This window comes from Streptomyces sp. NPDC032745 (assembly GCF_055579465.1).
The window spans coordinates 54,470-73,416 of the sequence record NZ_JBVING010000008.1 but is presented as its reverse complement, the minus strand read 5'-3'; the positions used below and the strand labels follow the sequence as shown (position 1 = coordinate 73,416).

At 74.1% G+C, this 18,947-nt stretch carries 13 protein-coding genes; 3 read left to right on the top strand and 10 right to left on the bottom strand.

The annotated features are described in order from the left end of the window. Positions 1–8: 8 nt before the first annotated feature. Entirely contained in the window at positions 9–1,781 is a 1,773-nt protein-coding gene (locus tag ACZ5WG_RS21485) for an immunity 49 family protein (RefSeq protein ID WP_468725139.1), read from the bottom strand. Positions 1,782–2,044: 263 nt separating this feature from the next. Between ACZ5WG_RS21485 and ACZ5WG_RS21480 the strand changes: the two genes are divergently transcribed. Then, complete coding sequence (locus tag ACZ5WG_RS21480; protein WP_468725138.1) at positions 2,045–2,530, top strand: hypothetical protein; 486 nt, start codon at positions 2,045–2,047, stop codon at positions 2,528–2,530. A gap of 67 nt (positions 2,531–2,597) precedes the next feature. Then, entirely contained in the window at positions 2,598–3,227 is a 630-nt protein-coding gene (locus tag ACZ5WG_RS21475; RefSeq protein WP_468725137.1) for a class I SAM-dependent methyltransferase, read from the top strand. A gap of 42 nt (positions 3,228–3,269) precedes the next feature. On the opposite strand, the gene ACZ5WG_RS21470 is transcribed toward ACZ5WG_RS21475, so the two are convergent. Next, positions 3,270–3,794 (bottom strand): hypothetical protein, encoded by a 525-nt coding sequence (locus tag ACZ5WG_RS21470; protein WP_468725135.1) that lies wholly within the window; start codon positions 3,792–3,794, stop codon positions 3,270–3,272. 374 nt (positions 3,795–4,168) lie between these two features. Between ACZ5WG_RS21470 and ACZ5WG_RS21465 the strand changes: the two genes are divergently transcribed. After that, a complete protein-coding gene (locus ACZ5WG_RS21465; RefSeq protein WP_468725134.1) occupies positions 4,169–4,771 on the top strand; it encodes a TIGR03086 family metal-binding protein in 603 nt (200 codons plus the stop codon). A gap of 67 nt (positions 4,772–4,838) precedes the next feature. Here ACZ5WG_RS21465 and ACZ5WG_RS21460 read toward each other — a convergent pair whose 3' ends face one another. From ACZ5WG_RS21460 to ACZ5WG_RS21425, 8 genes are all read right to left on the bottom strand, one after another. Beyond that, complete coding sequence (locus ACZ5WG_RS21460) at positions 4,839–5,093, bottom strand: hypothetical protein (protein ID WP_468725132.1); 255 nt, start codon at positions 5,091–5,093, stop codon at positions 4,839–4,841. Positions 5,094–5,283: 190 nt separating this feature from the next. Continuing rightward, complete coding sequence (locus tag ACZ5WG_RS21455) at positions 5,284–7,755, bottom strand: SpoIIE family protein phosphatase (protein ID WP_468725131.1); 2,472 nt, start codon at positions 7,753–7,755, stop codon at positions 5,284–5,286. Positions 7,756–8,085: 330 nt separating this feature from the next. Beyond that, positions 8,086–8,994, bottom strand: coding sequence for an allantoinase PuuE (puuE, locus tag ACZ5WG_RS21450; protein WP_468725129.1), 909 nt, complete (start codon positions 8,992–8,994; stop codon positions 8,086–8,088). Between the two features lie 190 nt (positions 8,995–9,184). Further along, positions 9,185–11,014, bottom strand: coding sequence for a thiopeptide-type bacteriocin biosynthesis protein (locus tag ACZ5WG_RS21445; RefSeq protein WP_468725127.1), 1,830 nt, complete (start codon positions 11,012–11,014; stop codon positions 9,185–9,187). Positions 11,015–11,024: 10 nt separating this feature from the next. Further along, positions 11,025–12,977 carry a TOMM precursor leader peptide-binding protein gene (locus ACZ5WG_RS21440; RefSeq protein ID WP_468725126.1) on the bottom strand — a complete coding sequence of 651 codons (1,953 nt, stop codon included), beginning with the start codon at positions 12,975–12,977 and terminating at the stop codon, positions 11,025–11,027. Further along, positions 12,974–14,773, bottom strand: coding sequence for a hypothetical protein (locus ACZ5WG_RS21435; RefSeq protein ID WP_468725125.1), 1,800 nt, complete (start codon positions 14,771–14,773; stop codon positions 12,974–12,976). The genes ACZ5WG_RS21440 and ACZ5WG_RS21435 overlap by 4 nt, the downstream gene beginning before the upstream one ends. Continuing rightward, a complete protein-coding gene (locus ACZ5WG_RS21430) occupies positions 14,770–15,945 on the bottom strand; it encodes a lantibiotic dehydratase C-terminal domain-containing protein (protein ID WP_468725124.1) in 1,176 nt (391 codons plus the stop codon). The genes ACZ5WG_RS21435 and ACZ5WG_RS21430 overlap by 4 nt, the downstream gene beginning before the upstream one ends. Before the next feature lie 86 nt (positions 15,946–16,031). Next, positions 16,032–18,899 carry a lantibiotic dehydratase gene (locus tag ACZ5WG_RS21425; protein WP_468725123.1) on the bottom strand — a complete coding sequence of 956 codons (2,868 nt, stop codon included), beginning with the start codon at positions 18,897–18,899 and terminating at the stop codon, positions 16,032–16,034. Positions 18,900–18,947: the final 48 nt, after the last annotated feature.

The window sequence follows — 18,947 nt, the reverse complement described above, 5'->3', positions numbered from 1 at the left end:
GACACGACCTAGAAGGGTTCGGCAGCCTTGAGGAGCCGCTGGGGCAGGTACGGGGACTCGACCCGGATGCTCCAGCCCCGGCGGCGGGCGTGGCAGGCCAGGGCGAGGACGTTGAGGTTGATTGCGGCGTCCGGGTCGTCGGCGCGGTCGGCGACGCGGAAGTGGTCGCGGTGGGCTTCGAGGGCGTCGGCCAGGGCCAGGTTGAAGCTCTCCTCGTCACCCTCCACGAGCTGCGACAAGAGGACCGCCGGCGGCGGGAAGAAGCCCCAGTCCTTGGCCTTCTCGACCTCCCGCAGCGCACGCTCCGCCGCCGGCTGGGGATCCGCGCCGGTCAGGTATGCGTGGAGGGCCTGCCGGTATCCGGCGAAGGCGGAGCCGTCCTTGACGGCAATCTCAGGGCCGGCGAGGACCAGAGGGGCGAGGTCCTCGCGTACGCCGGTGATCAGGGCGAAGGCGGTGGCGTACCCCCAGTAGCCGGGGCCCGCTTTCGCGCCCCTCTCAGCCGGGTAACGAAGGGTGCGGCCGTCGATGCCCACCTCGGCCTCGGTGCCCGGCTCGGCGAGGGCGATGCGGAACAGGGCCGCCCCCAGCTGGGAGGCCAGGCGAAGGTTCGCGAGCTGGGCGTCCGTGACGTCGGCGGAGTTCCCGGCGCGCCACTTGAAGAGGAGCTCCTGGTAGCGCATGGCGCTCTCGAGCTGCCATACCGCGAGGGGTTTTCCGTCGACCGGCGTGAGAGCCTCCTGGGTGTACTGACCGAACTGGGCCTCGGCCTCCGCGTTCACGGTCCGGTCGTGTGCGGGCCGCTCGACCACCAGCGGGCCTGCGGCCAGTGCGGCGACCGCCTTCGGACACCGGTCGCGGCCGAAGCCCCCGACCCTCGGGCCGCGGGTCTCGAATCCGGTGACGAGGGCGTGCGGGAGGTAGTCGGTACGGAGGGCCGGCGCCCACCCCAGGGTCCGGTAAGCGAGCGCGGACAGGCCGAGCGGCAGGAGCGGGAGGAGACTGCTCGCAGACGCGCCGGGGCCGTGCAGGGTGGCGTGCGGGAGCAGGAGGGCGGTCAGTCCGGAGTCGAAGGCCTCCCGGTCCTCGGCGGCCAGGGCGCGCAGGGTCATCAGCGCCACGCTGTCCGGGTGGTCGAGGAGGCTTTCGCCGGACTCCTCTGCCCGGCGGCCGATGCGGGCCAGCGCGGCGTCGATGGCGGCGAGCTTCGCCTGTGCGCTCGGAGGGTAGTCCCCTTCGTCGTCGCCGGTGTCGCCGATGACCTGGGCCGTGAAGCCAGTGGCGAGCTCGCCGGCGGGGCTTCCCTGTGCCTTCGCGGCGAATTTCCGGCGGGCGAAGTGGAAGGCCTCACCGTGCCACGAGGCCCTGTCCGTGAGGATGGCGAGGCAGAACGCGTCGATCCACTCGCCCGGGGTGACGCTTTCTTCGGTGCCGTCCTGGTAGTCCTCGTCGTGGGGGTCGTAGCTGATCCCGAAGTTCACGTAGTCCAGGAAGACCTGGAAGGTGCAGTGCGGATGGTACGCGGCGAAGGAGACGGCGCCGGCCGCGGACTCGGCGGCGTCCTTGAGGGCCGCTTTGGCCTCCGGAATGTCGAGGCCGGGCGTCTCGACGGAGAGGGCGCCCAGGTAGTCGAGGAACTCGTCGGCGATCGCCTGCCACTCGTAAGTGGCCATCCGCCCGGCCTTCGACATGGACCGGACCTGCCCCCCGATCCGGTTCGCGAAGTCCTCGCGCGCCGCCGAAACGACTGCCTGGCCCACCTGATGACGCTCTATCCGCACTGCACTGCTCCTTGACGACGGTCTGTGCGGACAGCCTAGGTGCGGGGTCTGACAGGACGCGTGGGCGGCCGCTGGTGGCCGGGTTTCCCCCGGGACGCTTCCCCGGCGGCCTCGTCCTCGTTGGTGAACTACCGCCCACGGGGTCGGTCATCGTCGTGGTCACGGGCACCCGGCCCGGGCAGGTCGGCGAAGGCGGTCCGGGACGGACCCCGCAGTCCGCCCTGGGCGCAAGCCTGCGGCGGTGATCCCACAGGATGATTCCCATGCAGCACATCGAGTTCTTCACCTACACGCCCTCCCGCCTGTGGGGCATCCGCGTCGACGGGTCCGACCTGCGTGTCCACGCCGCAGATGCCACCCGCCCCCTGTGGCTGCGGGAGAAGAGCCACTACGAGAGGACACCGGAGGACACAGAGAACTTCCTGTTCCACCAGTACGCCGGAATGGCGGAGTCAGACCTTCGCGACCCCGTGCTCCACTTCCTCGACGACGCCGCCCCCGAGCTCCGACACACACCAACGGAGGCAACCGCGGTACTGGGCTGCCCCTGCGGCTTTTGGGAATGCTGGCCCCTGTTCACCCGCATCATCGCCACTCCTGAGACCGTCGCCTGGTCCGCCTTCCGCCAACCCCATCGCCCGGCCTGGGGCGATCTCGCCATCGGACCGTTCGTCTTCCCCAGACCTGCCTACGAGAACGCGCTCACGCACACCGTCCACCATGCCGAGGACCCCCTCATGGGACGGTGAGTCTCCCGGATGGTCGACACGGGGCCGGAGAACGGGCGCGAACGGAGCAGGTGTTAGCTTCCTTCCTGTGGTGGAACACCAGGACGAGACCGGGGCGGCCTACGACGGGGTCGTCGAGCTCTATGCGTCGATGTTCGCCGATCGGCTGGAGACGCGGCCGTTCGCGCGGGCCATGGTCGGCACCTTCGCCGAGCTGGTGCGCGGGACGGGGAACCTGCGGACAGCCGATGTCGGGTGCGGGCCCGGGCATCTGACGGCCATGCTGTACGAACTGGGGCTGGACGCCTTCGGGTTCGACCTCTCCCCGGCCATGGTCGACCACGCCCGGCGGGCCCATCCGGCGCTGCGGTTCGACGAGGCGCGGATGGAGGCCCTGCCGGTCGGGGACTGCGCGCTCGGCGGCGTGCTGGCCCACTACTCGATGATCCATACGCCACCCGGGGAATTGCCTGCACTGCTCGCCGAACAGGTGCGTGTGCTGGCACCAGGGGGCCTGCTCCTGGTCTCGTTCTTCGCGACCGACGGACCGGAGCCGGTCCGCTTCGACCACAAGGTGACGCCCGCCTACAGCTGGCCGGTGGACCGGTTCGCCGAGTTGCTGGCCGGGGCCGGGCTCACAACGTTCGCCCGGCTGGTCCACGACCCGGCCTCCGAGCGGGGCTTCCTCGACGCCCACTTGCTGGCCCGCCTCCAGTAGAGCCGTCAACCGCCTGCGGGGCATGGCGCCCTGCGGGGCAGGTCAGGCGGCGCGGCAGAGCTCCGCCGGGCCGGCCGGTGCTGCAGCGCGGGGCACGGTCGGGTGTACGGGACGGGCGGCGCGGACGGTGGCCGCGGCCTGCGAGCGGCTCCGTGCGAAGACGACGAGGCGCAGCACCGCGAACCGGGCGACACCGGCGATTGCGGAGGCGGACAGGTAGACGACCTGCTCGAGCAGCGCACTGGGTGCCGCCACCAGCTGGTGAAGGACGAGCATCGCAACGCAGGTCACCGCATACGCGGCCGCCGCGGAACCGGCCGACTGGGCATGCTGGCGCCAGGTCGCGCGGCCGCCTGCGCCGAAGGAGAAACGGGCGTGCAGCTCGGTGGTGAGGAGCGTGGAGACCGCCGTGATCAGGGCGTTGGCCAGGCCCCAAGGAATCCAGACGGCGAGGGCCGCCACGGCGAGGCTGGAGGCGAGCCCCACTCCGCCGCCACAGAGCACGAAGCGGGCGAAGGCGTTGACGGCGCCGGGTGCCGCCTGCTGCTTGCTCTGCGCTGTCTCCATGTCCGACCCCTTTGATCGCTCCCTTTGTGAAACGCGCACCTCCCGGCCTGCGAGGCCTTCGGGTCCGTTGTTTCTGATACATGAAACGCTACGTTGCATTCACTAGTCGGGCAACAGAGTTATTGCGCATAATCAGCGTTTTTGCAGGTCGAGGCGGATAAATCGTTGCAATCGTATTGAATTAAATGCAACAGCGTCTACCCTGTGCGTTGCAATGGACTGAGCGTGAATGCTATGCCCGATGTTGCGGCCGCCGGCAGATCGAGCCGGATGGGTGCCTTGGCGCCGTCCCCGTGACCGGCGCGCGCGTTGCGATGAGTACGGGCTCCGGCGCCGGTCTAACCTTCAGGCCCATCGTCTGGGAGGAGCGGCAGATGACTGATACGAGGATTCTCGACCTCGGACCACAAGCCCGGATCGTGGCCCGGCTGGCGGCGGCCGTCCCGGACGACGGGCTCGCCGACCGCACGCCCTGTCCCGAGTACGCGGTCAATGACCTGCTGGGTCACCTCGCAGGCCTCGCCGTCGCTTTCCGCGACGCCGCCCGCAAGGACCTGGGCCCCACGACGGACACGGCTCCCGGCTCAGCCGCGCCCTCCCTGCCCGCCGGCTGGCGGGAGGAACTGCCCAGGGTCCTCGGCGAACTGGCCGGAGCCTGGAAGGACCCGACCGCCTGGACCGGCATGACCCGGGCGGGCGGCGTGGACCTTCCCGGCGAAATCGCGGGCGTGGTGGCTGCCGACGAACTGGTGCTGCACGGATGGGACCTGGCTCGGGCCACCGGTCAGGAGTACGCACCCGATCAAGCCGCGCTGCGCGCCTCGCACGCGTTCCTGCTGGCGGCTGCGGAGGACGGGGACCGGGGCGAGGGCATCTTCGGGCCGGTCGTGCCCGTACCGGACGACGCCCCGCTGCTGGAGCGGGCAGTCGGGCTGAGCGGGCGTGACCCGGGCTGGACTCCGCCGACATCCCGGTGACGCAGGCCGTCGGCCGGGGCTCCGTGTTCCGTGTCCCGGCCCGCCGGGACACGGAACACCCAGGCTCTCAGGTCTGGCATTGCTTCGTTGCCGCGGGGGACCAGCCGCTCCAAGCAGCGCCGTCGGCCCGAGCGTGTACGCGGATCTCGACCTTCACGGGGCCGCATACCCGGGTGGTGCTTCCCACCTCGACGGGGCCGATGGCCTCGCCGGCCCGCACGTACGCGCGACCGCTGCCTGCGATGGCCGCAGCATGAGCGTTGGCCGGGATGGTCAGCATGGTCAGCGCGGCTGCGCCCAGGACCGCTCCGGTACGCCTCAAATGCAATGTCTCATTCGTTCCCTCGAGCCGCTTCCGCTGTAGAGACCATGGTTCGCATTGAGGGGCGACGAGCAGCGTTCCACCAACCTTTTCGCCCAAAAGGACGCAGGTGGGCGCGCCCCGGACTCCGGGGTGAGGAATTGCGCGCCGTTCTGCGCCCGTGCGCGGTGCGCAGTTCGCAGCGAGGGTTTCAGCCCCCGGGCGGCGCCGCTGCGCGCGCTTGGTGAGCCGCTCGTGTGGTGGCCAGCGGCACCTCCGCCCACACCTGTTTGCCGCCGCTGAGCGGTACCGAGCCCCACGACGCCGTCGTTGCCTCGACGATGAGGATTCCCCGGCCCCCGGTCGCCGACCAGTCCACGTTCGCAGGCCTGACCGGGCTACGGGGCGAGGCGTCGTTCACGGCGATCCGCAGCCGGTCCGCGGACAGCGTCAGATCCAGCCGCACCTCTCCCTGCGTATGGGCGATCGCATTGGTGACCAGCTCGGAGACCACCAGCAGGGCGACGTCGAGTTCCTCCGCCACGCCCCACGAGCGCAGTGTGCGCGCGGCGAAACGGCGAGCGTGGTGGACGGCGTCGGGGAGCCGCCAGACGGTCCAGTTCGACCGCATCGGCCGGACGCGGGTGCCGTCGTAGCGCAGGAGCAGCAGCGCCACGTCGTCGTCCCGCCGGTTGACCCGCGCCACCAGCTCGTCGGCCACCATCCCCGGGTCGGCCGGGTCCGACGAGGCCAGCACGTCGCACACGCGGCGCATGCCCTCCTCCAGACGGACGTTGGACGACTCGACCATGCCGTCCGTCAGCAGGGCGAGCATCGTCCCCGGGACCAAGCCGACTTCCGTCATGGGGAATTCGGTGTCCGTGACCACTCCCAGTGGCGGTCCTCCTTCGACCGGCACTTCCGCGGTGCTGCCGTCCGGCTTGCGCAGGACCGGCTGCAGGTGCCCGGCGCGGACGAACCAGGCGATGCCCTCCTCCATGTCCAGGTCCACGTACAGGCAGGTGGCGAACAGGTCCGTCTCCATGCCGACGAGCAGGCGGTTGGCCCGGGCGATGACCACATCGGGCGGGTGGCGCTCCACCGCGTAGGCCCTCACGGCCGTCCGGATCTGGCCCATGATGGTCGCAGCTCCGGCGCTGTGCCCCTGCACATCGCCGATGACGAGCGCCACGTGGCCGTCGCCGAGCGGGATGACGTCGTACCAGTCGCCGCCCACTTCGAGCCCCGCTGTCGCGGGCAGATAGCGGGCGACGGCCACCCCGCCGGGCAGCGAAGGGAGTTTGCGCGGCAGCAGGCTGCGCTGGAGCATCGTGGCGAGTTCGTGGCCGGCGTTCAGCGCGTGCGCGCGCATCAGCGCCTGCCCCACGAGCCCCGCGGTGGCGGTCAGCAGCGACCGCTCCTCCGGCCCGAACCGGTGCTCACCGTCCCATCCCACGAGGCAGACGCCGACCATCCGGCCGTCCGCCGGAAGCGGCAGGACCGCGAGCCCGCCGGGTCCGATCCCCGCGAGAGCGGGTTCGAGGTCCGCACCGGGCGGCCATAGGCTCACATGGCCCTCCCGCAGTACGGTCTGCAGCGTGGGCAGCTCGTGCATCGAGGCGTCCGGCCACTCGGACCGCCATTCCGAACGCCACATGCCCGGCCACGCCTGCGGCTCGGGAGGGTCGAGGACGGTGACCACGAGCCGGTCGGCCTCCAGCTCCGCGACCGCCACCCGGCTCGCGTCCAGTGGGCCGCGCAGGGAGTTGACGACTATCTGGCTGACGTCCCTGATGGTCGTCGCGCCGGCCAGCGTGGCGGACATCCGCTGCACGATGGAGACTTCGTCGGCACTGGGGCGCAGGTAGGAGGCGTCGGCCACCACGCCGAGGACCCGTACGGGGGTGCCGTCCTCGTCCGTCATCACCCGGCACCGCAGGCCCAGCCAGCGCAGTTCACCTCCCGGTCGGCGGATGCGGAACGCCAGCTGCTGCGGACCGGACGCCAGCCTGTCGGGCTCCACGACGGCCATCAGCGCAGGGATGTCGTCCGGCACGGCACGCGCGAGCAGCGTCTCCACGTTGCCGTCGAACTGGTCGGCTGGGATCCCGAGCAGTTCCAGTGCACGCGCGTGCGCCTCCATGCGGCCGGAGCCGAGTTCCAGGATGAACGCGCCGCCCCGGAGCGGCACCAACGTGTGTCCCCGCACGGGGCGCGGGGCCGTGCGCCCGGGCGCGTGGGCGGCCACCGATGCGAGTCCGGCGGCGACCTGGTCGGCGTACAGCTCCAGCAGGCTCCGGCGGTCGTCGCTGAACCCGTCCGGGACATTGCCGGCGACGATCAGGCACCCCAGCTCCTTGGAGCCGTGCCCGAGCGGCAGGGCGCCGAGCGAGAGTCTGGCCGGAGACGCCTTGACGGAGTCGTCCCGCACCCGCCCGGGGAAGTGGTGCGGATCCTCCTCCACGTACGCGGCGAGTTCCTTCGGGTCCAGCCACAGCGGGCGGCCCGAGCGGTAGGCCTCGGCGGCCGGCGAGTGCCCGTCCACGGAGAGGACCGCCGGCAGCCCGTACAGCATGGCGCGGTTTCCGGTCATCTCGGCCAGATGGAGCTCCTCGCGGCCGTCGGCGAGCACGTAGACAGCGGCCAGCTCAGCCCCGCAGAACGCAAAGCGCTGCCTGGTCACGGTCTGTAACGCCTTCCTGCGGGGGCAGCCGCGGCCGACCGCCTTCCCTCCATGCTGTCGCGCTCCACACCGTCACGGCGAGTCGGGAGCGGACGAAGCCCGGTGGGGCGCGTGAAACCCTTGGTACGTGGACCCTGCCGGCAGTGCGGCGGGTTCGGCCGTGGGCGGGCACGAGGTCGCACACCGTCCCCGCGAGCAGCTGATACGCAGCGTGATGATCCAGCTGCACGCGGTGAAGGCAATGGCTGACGGAGGCTTCGCACCGCCCTCAACCGGGCCGGGATACAGCACACCACCGACTTCGACGACCCGCCACCCGCTGCCCGGCGCTCAGCGTAGCGGCGGGTGGGTGGCCAGCCAGTGACGCGCGATCTGCTCGCGCGTGGCGACCCACGCCCCGCCGAGCTGTGCGACGTGCTTCAAGAAGCCGTCCAGCGCGCGGATGCGGCCGGGTCGGCCGATGATCCGGCAGTGCAGGCCGACGCTCATCATCCGGGGCCGCTCGGCGCCCTCCGCGTGGAGCGTGTCGTAGGTGTCGACGAGGTACGCGAGCATGTCGTCGGCGGTCGTGAAGCCGTGGACGATCAGGAACTTGAAATCGTTGGTGTCGAGGCTGTACGGCACCACGAGGTGCGAGCGGCCGGCCGTCTCGACGTAGAACGGCAGGTCGTCCGAGTAGTCGTCGCAGTCGTAGAGGAAGCCGCCCTCCTCGACGACCAGGCGCCGCGTGTTGGGGCTCGTCCGGCCGGTGTACCAGCCGACGGGCCGGCGGCCGACGAGCCGCTCGATCGTCGCGATCGAGCGCGCGATGTCGGCGCGCTCCGCGTCCTCGGGCACGTGCCGGTAGTCGATCCAGCGCCGGCTGTGGCTCGCCACCTCCCAGCCGGCGGAGCCCATCGCCCGCGCCGCGTCGGGGTTGCGCTCAAGGGCCTGCGCCACGGCGTAGACGGTGAGCGGCACGCCGTGCGCCACCATGGTGCGGTGGATGCGCCAGAAGCCGGCGCGCGAGCCGTAGGCGAACATCGACTCGACGTTCAGGTCGCGCCCGCCGACCACGGGCGGCGCGCCGACGATCTCGTGGAGGAAGCCCTCGGAGGCGGCGTCGCCCTCGAGGACGTTCTGCTCGCCGCCCTCCTCGTAGTTGAGGACGAGGCTGACGGCGACGCGGGCGCCGCCCGGCCAGGCGGCATGCGGCGGCTCGGCGCCGTAGCCGACGAGGTCCCGCTGATGCTCGGACACGGGCGGCACCCTACAGCCGATCGCCCGCCGCGTCGCAGTGGCGGGGCCGGGGCACTCGCCCCGGGGCAGCCGATGCAGTGCAGCGCCGCATCAGGTGCGCGAGCGACCGGAGAACTCGATCTCCGTCACCGCGACCCGGCGGCGGATGTCGATGGATGTCGATCCGTTGCACAACGCCGTCGGACGCTGTCTACGCCCGCCGGCCGGCGCCGGCGGAAGTACCGGTCCGCAGGTCCGGGCGCCCGAGCGGCAGCAGGTACTGGACCGGCTCCTCGAGATCGTCCAGGCCCAGCAGCTCGTGGGCCAGGTCGTCATGCAGGCCACCGAGCGGAATCGTGGCCAGCCCGAACGCGCCGGCCGTGAGCTGGAGGGTCTGGGCCAGGTGCCCGGCCTCCAGCAGGCCCAGCCGCAGCGCCCGCAGCCCGTAGCGGCGGCGGAGCAGCCCGAGGTCCAGGTGGACCGCCAGCACGGCCGGTGCCTCGTCGATCCCGACGGAGTCCGGGTCGTCGGCCGGGCGCGAGAGGTACGAGGACAGCGCCTTGAGCCCGCCGAGGTCCGGCGCGGGTCCCAGGGGGACCAGCGACCGCCGCTCCGGCATGCAGTGGTAGGTGCCGGGAGCCAGTCCTGCCACGCCGAGCGCCAGGAGCCGTACCCGGACGCTGTAGAGGGCGCCTGCGCTCGGGTACGGGCGGTGGTGCAGGGTGCGCTCCGTGCCGTCGGCCAGGGGCTGCCGGGTCACATGGCTCGGCGCGTGGGCGTGCCACAGCACCCCGCCCAGCTCTTCCGCGGTGAGCGGCCCCCGCAGCGGCCCGCGCGCCGAGGTGCGGCGGCGCAGCGCCTCGGCGAGGGACAGCTCCGGCAACGAGCCCGCGGGGAGCGCGCGTTCGGCCTCGGGCCGGTACTCGGACCGTATGCCGGGCCGTGCGATGCTCCGTACGGCAGTGTCCTGTGCACGACCGATCTGGAACTTGCTCTGCTCCAGGTACTGGTAGTCGGCCGCGCGCGGGCCGGCACCGAAGAAGCCGTCCTCGTCACCCGTCTCCAGCAGGGCGCGCCCCGCGAGCCGGCAGACGGCCCGTTCCTCGTCGGGGGTGACCCCCAGCCGGTTGAACAGCATGTGGAGCTGTGAGGCCCAAACCCACAGTCGGCGGTGCGTCCGCACCGGCGCGTCCGGCCGGTCCGCGGGGGGTACGGCGGTACGCAACCGGGCGTCAGCCGCTCGCACCTGCCGGGCCCACTCCGCGAGCCAGGGCGCGGCGGAGCCGTCGTCCAGCCCGGCGCGGACTGCCCGAGCCCGCCGCCCCAGGTTCGTACGCTGGGCCGCGAACACCGTGTTGACGCGGGTGTGGACGGCGGCTCCGGGCAGCGGCCGGGCCTCGGCGGCCCAGCGCCAGGATGCTGCGTGCCGACGCAGCCAGCCCGCCGAGGCCAGTTCGTCCAGGCCCATGGCGTACGCCGTGGCGTGGGCGAGGTCCAGGGCGAGCTGCAGCCGGTCGGCGCGCCCGGGCACGGCGCGCAGGGCGGCGACGGCCGCGCGCGTCGAGTGCACGAACACTTCCTCGGCCACCGGGAGCGCGGCCGGCCCGCCGTAGCGCTCGGTCTCCGGCTCGTACGGCGCCCTGAGCACCTCCCCGTGCCGGCTGTGCCAGGGGCCGGTGACGGAGTTGGTGCCGCCGGCCAGCAGGGCAAGTTCCGCGGCGAGTTCGGACACGCCATCGGCCGTGTCTTCGGCGGACGCCGTGCTGCGGAACCTGATCCGCAGGTGGGGTCCGCCCTCGTGGTAGCGGATGAAGAACCAGCCGCCGCCGTTCGGCCCGTACCCGCCGTTCGGCCCGTACCGGCCGTCCATCAGCGGGGCGAGCGCCCCGGTGACGAAGGCGTCGGTGTCCGCGGCGTCGGTGTGCAGGGTCAGGTGCAGGCTCTGCCAGCCTCCCGCCGGAGCCGGTGCGAGGGTTGCCGTCGTAGCGGCGGGCGCTCCCGCGTTCACGGAGGAGGCGGACGCGTACGGGTGTTCGGTCATCGGATCGTCCTCACGGGAACGGGTGCGGGTACAGGGGGAGTTCGTCGTGGCGCAGTGGACGGGTGGAGCGCCCCAGCCGGTGGGGCACCTCCAGGAGCCGGGGGAGCCCGAGCGTGCGGCGGTTGACATGGCCGAAAGTCATCGGGAGGGTGCCGGGCACGATCACCTTGGCGCAGTGCAGCCCCAGCCGGTCCCGGATCCCGCGCTCGTCCTGCGTCACGACGACCACCTCCAGCCCCTCGGCGGCCAGACGCGCGACCGTTTCCGTCAGCAGCCGGGTGAGGTCGGCCACGGGCGCGGGAGCGCCCGGCCACCGTTCCTGCCAGGGGGCCTCCCCGGTGTCGGCGAACAGGAACTCCAGCCGGGGCTGTGCCTGCGGCAGGGTGTTCAGGCCCACGTGGTCGTCGAGGTCGACCACCAGCTCGGGCCGCCGGAGCATGGGGCGAAGCCGCTCCGGATCGCGTGGCCCGCCCGGGCCGGCCGGCCGGTGCACGGCGTCCTGGACGTTGGTGACGACCTCCGCCACCGCCGAGCGGATCGCGGCGCGAGGATCGTGGTGGGCTGCGGCGGCCAGGAAGGCGCGGGGAGCGTCGGGATGGCTCCCCTCGTAACGGCAGAGCGAGACCACCGCCGGGATGCCGAGGTCGTTGGTGGCGTCCAGCAGGCTCAGCCGGTAGCCCATCAGCTCGGCCCGCGAGGCCAGGGCGGTCACCATCGGGTCGCCGGCGGGCAACGCGATGCCGGGCAGCGGCGTGCGCGCGTACCACGCCATCAGGAAGGCGTCCCGCTCCGCCACCTCGAACAGCCCGTAGAGGGCAGCTTCCTGGGGACTGTTTCCGAGCCCGCAGCCGTTCGAGGACTCGTAGACCACCCGTGCCCGTCCGGGGCCCTGCGCGAGGTCCCAGTACGCCACGTGCTCGGGTACCGCCCGGGCCCGGCCCTCGGTGAGCGACCAGCCGTACACCCAGTCCAGCTCCAGGTCCGCGTGGTACGGGACGGTCAGGGTGGCAGGGTGCCTCTGGTGGACAGGGTCGGGCAGCCCGAGCCGGGCGGGGTCCACGGCGGCCTCCGGGCCCAGCTCGGCGAAGGATGCACGCAGGACGGTACGGCGGCCCAGCGGGCGCATGCCGGCCAGCCGTTCCACGGCCTCGAACAGCGCCACCCGCTCGCTGGAGCGGAAATCGGCGGAGCGCCCGTATCCGCCGTCGTCGAGCAGACGGCCGTCCGTCACCCAGGCGGTGGTGAGGGCGAACGCGGAGTCCTCGGTGCGGAACAGGCGCCGCACCGGGCCGAACCGCTCGTCGTGCAGCTCGGCCCGCAACCGGTCCGCTCCCGTACGGTCGTTGGGGCCGCGCAGCACCGCGGGGTCGGGCAGCGGCTGCGGCGTGTCCGGAAAACCGGCCGCGGTGGGGGAGTCGGCCGGGAGCGGCCGGCATACCGGGCAGCCGCCGACCGGGCGGACGTGATGGGTGGACCAGGTGGCCCGGTGGCCCTGGACGATGTGGACGGTGGGCGGTGGCGCCTCCGCCTCCGCGGCGGGCCCGGGCTCCAGGAGGGCGGCGGCGAGCAGCAGGGCCGCCTCCGCCATGGCCGGGGTGCCGGTGCCGCCGAGCGTCAGCCGGGGGCTCTGCCAGGGCACCCTGCCGCCCGCGGTGGCCAGCCGCCGGTACTCGGTGCACGACAGGCACGCCTGCATCGCGGGCTCCAGCACGGGGCCGATCACGGTCAGCGCGCCGTCCTCCCGCACCGGCACCAGGCGCACGGGATGGGCCATCGCGTGGCGGCTGAGTCGCTCCGCCAGCTCCAGCGTCCAGGAGCCGAGGTGGACGATGGCCGCGCCGCCGGTGGTCTTCAGCGCCGCAGCCGGATCCAGGACGGGCACGGCGCCGGCGACGGTGGCCACCACCGCCGCGTCGGAAGCCGTCGCCTCCGCAGCAGTCCGGTTCGTCGTGATCCGGCTCATCGCGCTCCTCCCCGCCCGGCCAGAACGGTGAATCCGCATGCGTGCAGGGCAGCCAGGAGCGGCCCGGAGGATCCGGCCGCTCCGCTGCCGGCGAGGTCCGCCCCACCCGGCTGCCAGGGCTCGGGGCGCAGCCCGGTCAGCCGGGCCAGCGCCGCGCACAGCTCCGGCTCCCGGCGTGCGATCCCGGCCAGCCAGCGGTCGGTCCAGCCCTCGTCCGTCCAGGCCGCCGGCTCGGCTCCCGCAACGGCGAGCGGTGCCTCGGCCCCGCTGAACGCGGCGTGCACGGCCCCGGCCGGACCGTGCTCGGCCGCCATGGCCCGGGTCACCGCGCCGAGTGCGGCCAGGGCCGCAGCGTCGGCGGGTGTCGCCTCCACCGCACGGGCGGCCACTCCTGCCGTCCCGGCCCGGCCGGCGGGGTCCCGTACCACGGCCAAGTAGGCCTGCTCCGCGGGGAACCGATGGACCGTCATCTCCACCGGAAGCTCCAGATGCCGGGTCAGCACGGTCCACCAGTGGTGGGCCTGCGGATGCTCGCGCCATTCCTCCTCGCTCAGGGCGCGGCCGGGGCCGGAGGAACCCGCGGCGGCGAGGGCGGCTCGGCGCAGGGCCCGTCCCAAGGCGTGCCCGGGTCCGGCGCCGACCGTCACCGGGCCCGGCATCCCTTCGCCCAGGTGCAGTTCTGCCGCACGGCAGGCTGCGGAGAGCCGGGCCAGGTCCGTCCGGGGAGCCCCGGCCACCAGGGGCCCGGCCACCGTGCTGCAGGCCGCGAGCGCGGCGGGCAACTGGGGCAGATCGCCCGGCCGCGGCGCGTCGAGCACTCCCAGGTACGGGTCGCCCAGTGCCCCGATACCACGCAGTGCCTCGGCCAGGTCGGCGACAGGGGCGGCGGAGCGGGACGCCGGGTCGGCCGGCCCGGTGACCCAAGAACGGTAGGACGCGTGCGGCGGCCGGGCCACGGCGACCAGTACGGCGGGACGGTCCGGGAGCAGTTGCGGGTCCTCCTCCCGCCCGGCCGGATCGGGCAGACCGGCCGCGGCACACAGCAGCCGCTGCGCTGCGGCGCCGGCCAGCAGGGCCGTCAGCACCGCCGATGCCCCCTCTTTCGCCCCGGCGGGCGCGGAGCCGGTACCGGGGTGCAGGCGAGCGGCGATCGACTCGGCGTCCGAACGCGCCCGTTCCGGCGCGGCCGGGGCCGTGGCGAAACCGCCGTCGGCGGTACCGGCCACGGCCACGGCCACCGGCGGATTGCCCGCGACCGCCACCACGCGGTCGGCCGGCAGGCGCGTGTCGCGGTACACCTGCGGCGGGGTCCCCGCGCGGTCCAGGACGCCGAACAGCGCAGTGGCGAGCGGCCCGTCGGGATCGGCTGCTGCGATCACGGGCCGTGCGGCGGCCAGGGCCGCGGCCGCGGGTGCGGGCCGGTGCGTGGAGGCTCCCAGCCAGGCGGCCGGTCCGGCCGCTCCGGCCGGATACTCGGCGAGCAGATCGTGAGCGTGCAGCTGCTCGGTCAGCGCGCGCAGCGCGGCCTCGACCCGGGGATCGGCCGGATCGAGGCGGGGCCGGCCTCCCTCCGCACCTCGGCCGTACCCCGCCCCGCCCCGGCCGTACCGCTCCTCGCTCCGGACGTCCTGGGGCCCATGGCCGAGCTGCTCGGACAGCAGCTCCCACAGGGCGGGCAGAGCCTTGCTCCCTTCGAGCGTCACGCTCCCGTCCCGGCCGCGCAGGTGCAGACCGTTCCGCAGCAGGGTGACCGCCACCCCGGGCCGCAGCCGCAGGTGCGGTTCGGCAGTGGTCACGGCGTCCCCTCCACGGCGGCGATGACCTCGTCGATGCGCGCCTGCCACCGGTGCCCGGTGAGTTCCGGCACGCTCCGTACCACGAGGTGGGCGGCGAGGTAACGCTCCACGGGCCGGACATCGCAGATGGTGAGGAGCCGGTACAGCCCGTTCGTACAGGCCCGGTGGACCAGGTAGTCGGGGCGGCTCCACATCGTGCCCTGCGGGTCCGAGCGGTGCAGCCGCCGGTGGAAGTCGCTGTACCGGGTCCGTGCCTCGCGGTCCCAGCGCTCGACGGTGGCCCGGTCGCCCAATGCCGCGGCCCGCTCCACGTACTCCGCATGCACCCCGGTGAAGTCGGCTCCCGCCCGCAGCCGCTCCTCCGTGATCCGCCAGGCCCGGGCGGACCAGTCGGCCCAGGCCCGCTCCCAGCCGGCCGCACCGCCGCCCGCGATCCGGCCCACCAGCGCGGAGATCCGGCCGCCCGCGGCGTCCCAGCGGCGTTCGAAGGCCGCCCGCAGCCGCCCGTCGCGGTCCTCCTGGACGAGGAAGTCCTCCAGGTGGGAGACGTACGAGTAGTGGCCGCCGACCAGTCCTTCGGGGTGCGCGGCCGCATGGGCCGCAAGGGCCGCCACCACGAGTTCGACCCGGGCGGCGGAAGTGTCCGCGCGCTCGCCGAGGAATGCGGTGCCCGCCTGCAGGGCGGGCAGACCCAGCGCCAGCAGGTCCTCGCGCAGCCGCACCCCGTCCGGGCCGATCAGCGACTCCAGGGAGGACAGGTCCACCGGCTCCACCCGCACGGTGTTGTCGGGTACGAGCGGACCGTACGGGGGCGGGACCAGCTCCGCCCGCCCTGCCGCCGCGGCCTGCGCCAGCAGGCGCTGCCCGTCGGCGGCGTCCCGCGAGGGGTGCGAGGCCGCGCGGGCGCGCAGCTCGGCGGCGCCACGCTCGGCCGTGGCGGCCACCGCCCGGGGCAGGCCGCGTAGACGCAGCCGCAGGTGCGGACCGTGCAGCCAGTGGCGTTCGACGTGAGAGGTCAGCCCGTCCGTGGCGGCCCGTCGGGCGAGGGGCAGCACGGCTTCGCGCAAGAGGGGCGCCTTGACCGGCTCGTAGTGGTAGACGACCACGTCAAGGGCCGTGGCAGCACTCGAGGCGGGCCGGGCGGTGTCCGGGCCGGTGGCCGGGGCGTTCATGGGGTGCCTCCTCGGCGGATGGCGGGCGGGGTGGCGGTGGGGCCCGCCGGGACGGGTGTCCCGAACGGCGCGGGTGGCACGGGGGCTCAGCCCGGCCGCGCGGTGCGGGCAGGCCGGTAGGTCTCGGCGATGAGCTCCACGGCACGGGCGGGGCGGCTCCGGCCACCGAAGACGGGCAGCGACTCCTCCAGCACCACGCCGCGCGGATGGCGCGCCAGCCAGCCGGAGAGGCACCGCAGGTGCAGGGCGCTGCCCAGGTCGAGGGCCTGCGGCTTCGGCGCGCGCAGACTCCGTACGAAGTCCTCGGCGGGCCGCCCGGCAGGGGGCTCCGGCACCGGGTGCAGGAACAACTGCTCGGGCAGCCCCAGCAGGGCCCGCCAACGGGCCGCCGCGGCGGCCGGGATCACGCCGGGGTCGGCCGCGAGGTCGGCGCGGAGCGCGGCCAGTACCCCTGCGGGCAGGTGCCAGCGCCGCCGGGCGAGCACCGCATGGGCGTGGCGCAGCCGGGGGGTTCGATGCACCTCGCCGCCGGGCACGGCCAGGGTGCGGCGGGGGAGGAGCCGGCGGAAGTCCACGACGCCGCCCGGGTGGTCGCAGAGGAACGGCGCGAGGCGTTGCGGCAGCATGACCGGGGCGAGGAAGCCGAGGTAGAGGACGTCGAGGGGCTCGCCGGTGGCCCGCAGCCGAAGCCGGAGCTGATCGGAGACCGGTTCGTGGACCAACTCCACGTCGGCCTCGGCGAGCGCACTCCGGTACCGGTCGGGGCCGATCTCCTCACCGACCAGCAGCGGATGGAGATTTGCGTTGAAGCCGCCCACCGGCCGGATCTGCGCGGCCCGTGCGCCGTCACCGAGACCGTGGCGGATCTCACGGGCCACCTCCGCGGCGGCCCCGTGGGGCAGGTCGTCCAGGAAGCGGCTGGTGAAGCGGCCCCAGCCGCCGTAGACGTGGTTCACACAGAGCAGGCCGCCGGGGACGGCGCCCTCCGGTCGGTCAGCCGGTGACGGAGCCGGCTGCGCCTGCGGCCTGCCGGCGGCCGGGACCGCGCCTTGGACGAACCACGAGTAGCTGAGCGGGCGGGCGGCGGTCCAGCCGGGCAGCCGGGCGGCGAGCCCGCGGACCTCCCCGGCGGGCAGGACGACCTCCTCGGCCCAGCCGCCGGGTGCGGCAGCCGCGGCGGCCCGTGTCCGCTGGGCGAACTCCTCGCGCAGTACGGCCAGTTCGGACAGCTCGCGGGAGAGCCCCGGATCGCCGGACGGCCGGACGGCGAGCCGTGCGGCCTCCTCCCACGCGGCGGCGGTGTCGGCGCCGAACTCCCAGGGCGCCGGGCAGGTTCCACCGCGCCCGTAGCGCGAGACGAAGCGCTCCAGCGCGGCCCGCCGCATCAGGTGTCCGAGGTCGAACAGCTCGGCCAGGGCGGTCAGTTCACCGAGCACGGCCCGGTCCGGGCCGGTCAGCCGTCCGGCGGGGACCAGGTCGCCGGTCCGCATCCCGACCCGACCGGGCCCGACGGCGGCGGTACGGATGCCCGAAGCCGCAGGGCCGGATGCGGGTTCCGCCGCCGGGTGTCCGGCGGCGAGTACGTCCTCGGAGAGCACATCCCCGCCGAGCACGTCCTCGGAGAGCACGTTCAGCGGGGCGGCATCGGCCGGCACGGGCCGGCCGGCGTCGGCCAGAAGGCGGCGCCAGCGGTCCGCCAGGTCGCCGAGCAGGGCGGGCCGCTCCTCGGCCCGGGCGTTCGCGAACCCGGCGGTGTCGGAAGCGATCCGGTCGATCCGGTCGGCCAGGGCCGCGTCCTCGGGCCACCGGCGCAACCAGTCGGCCAGCGCACGCAACGGGTGCGGGTGCTGAGGGTCGACGGGCTCCACGGGCACCAGCAGGCCGCCCTCGGCGAGTTGACCGAGAAAGCGGCGGACGGCGGGGTCCGTGCGGGGTCGACCGAGGGCCGGACCGAGTCGGGCCGCCAGCTCGTCGAGGGTCGCAGGCGTGGCTGCGAGCGACTCGAGCGCGGTCAGGGCGGGACGGGCTGCCAGCTCGATCGTCTCTTCGTGGGTGATGAGGTACCGGCCGCCCGCGAAGAGCGTGCGGTCCCGGGTGTACAGGGCCCGGCCGTCGGCCGTGGGCCGCGCACTGCTGGTCATGCGATGGGCGAGCGCCCGCCGGCGGCGCGGTTCGTCCAGCAGCGCGGCGACGAGCGCCTCGACGAGCGTCCGGTGTTCCCGCACCACGGACCGCAGCGGCGGCAGCGGTAACGGCGGTACCGGCTCCGGCGGCTGGGCCGGTCCGCCCCGCGCCGCGGCGACCGCATCACCGCCGCCCGGTTCACCGCCGGACCACCCCACGGCGGTGAACCATGAGAGCGGACTGGTCTTCGTACTGGCACGCAGGGCATGACGCAGTACCGAAGGCTCCTCCTTGCGGGCCCTGCGCCCGCCTTCGTCCCGGGCGGCCCGGGACACTGCGCGCAGCAGGTCGGCACTGGTGAGCGCAACGGCCCGGGTGAAGCCGGGGGAGCGGCACAGTTCCGCGAGGGCGGTGCGCTCGGCGGCCAGGGCGCCGGGGGCGGCGGCGGCCAGGTCCGTGAGGAGCGCGTCGCGGAGCTCGCGCAGGTTCAGCCAGGTGCCGAGCCGGGGCACCCGTCCGGGCAGGTCGTCGAGGCGGGCCAGCAGGGCGGGCCGAGGGGCGCGGTCGTTGTGCAGGGCCCGGCGCAGCGGGAGCACGACGTGGCGGTGAAACCCCTCGTCGTGCCCTGGCCTGGAGGCGAAGAGGTCGTCGCACAGGGCCGGACGCAGTGCGTCCTCCTGTGCCGCGAGGGCGCTGAGCCGGTCGAGCAGGGCCCGTACGCGCGCGGCTTCCTCCGGCTGTGCAGGGTGCGCCGTCACCGTGGTGCGGACCAGCGCGTACGGGGCGGTCCCGGTGGGCGGCCCCGCCGGCGGGCGAGCGGTCCCCGACACGGGCGCGGCGTGCTGCGGTGCGGCTGGCTGGGCGGGGTGCGGCAAGGC

Bases quoted from the DNA above. Each gene is read 5' to 3' on its own strand.
- ACZ5WG_RS21480 (WP_468725138.1), top strand. From the start codon at position 2,045: ATGCAGCACATCGAGTTCTTCACCTACACGCCCTCCCGCCTGTGGGGC.
- ACZ5WG_RS21470 (WP_468725135.1), bottom strand. From the start codon at position 3,794: ATGGAGACAGCGCAGAGCAAGCAGCAGGCGGCACCCGGCGCCGTCAAC.
- ACZ5WG_RS21465 (WP_468725134.1), top strand. From the start codon at position 4,169: ATGACTGATACGAGGATTCTCGACCTCGGACCACAAGCCCGGATCGTG.
- ACZ5WG_RS21445 (WP_468725127.1), bottom strand. From the start codon at position 11,014: ATGACCGAACACCCGTACGCGTCCGCCTCCTCCGTGAACGCGGGAGCG.
- ACZ5WG_RS21440 (WP_468725126.1), bottom strand. From the start codon at position 12,977: ATGAGCCGGATCACGACGAACCGGACTGCTGCGGAGGCGACGGCTTCC.
- ACZ5WG_RS21430 (WP_468725124.1), bottom strand. From the start codon at position 15,945: ATGAACGCCCCGGCCACCGGCCCGGACACCGCCCGGCCCGCCTCGAGT.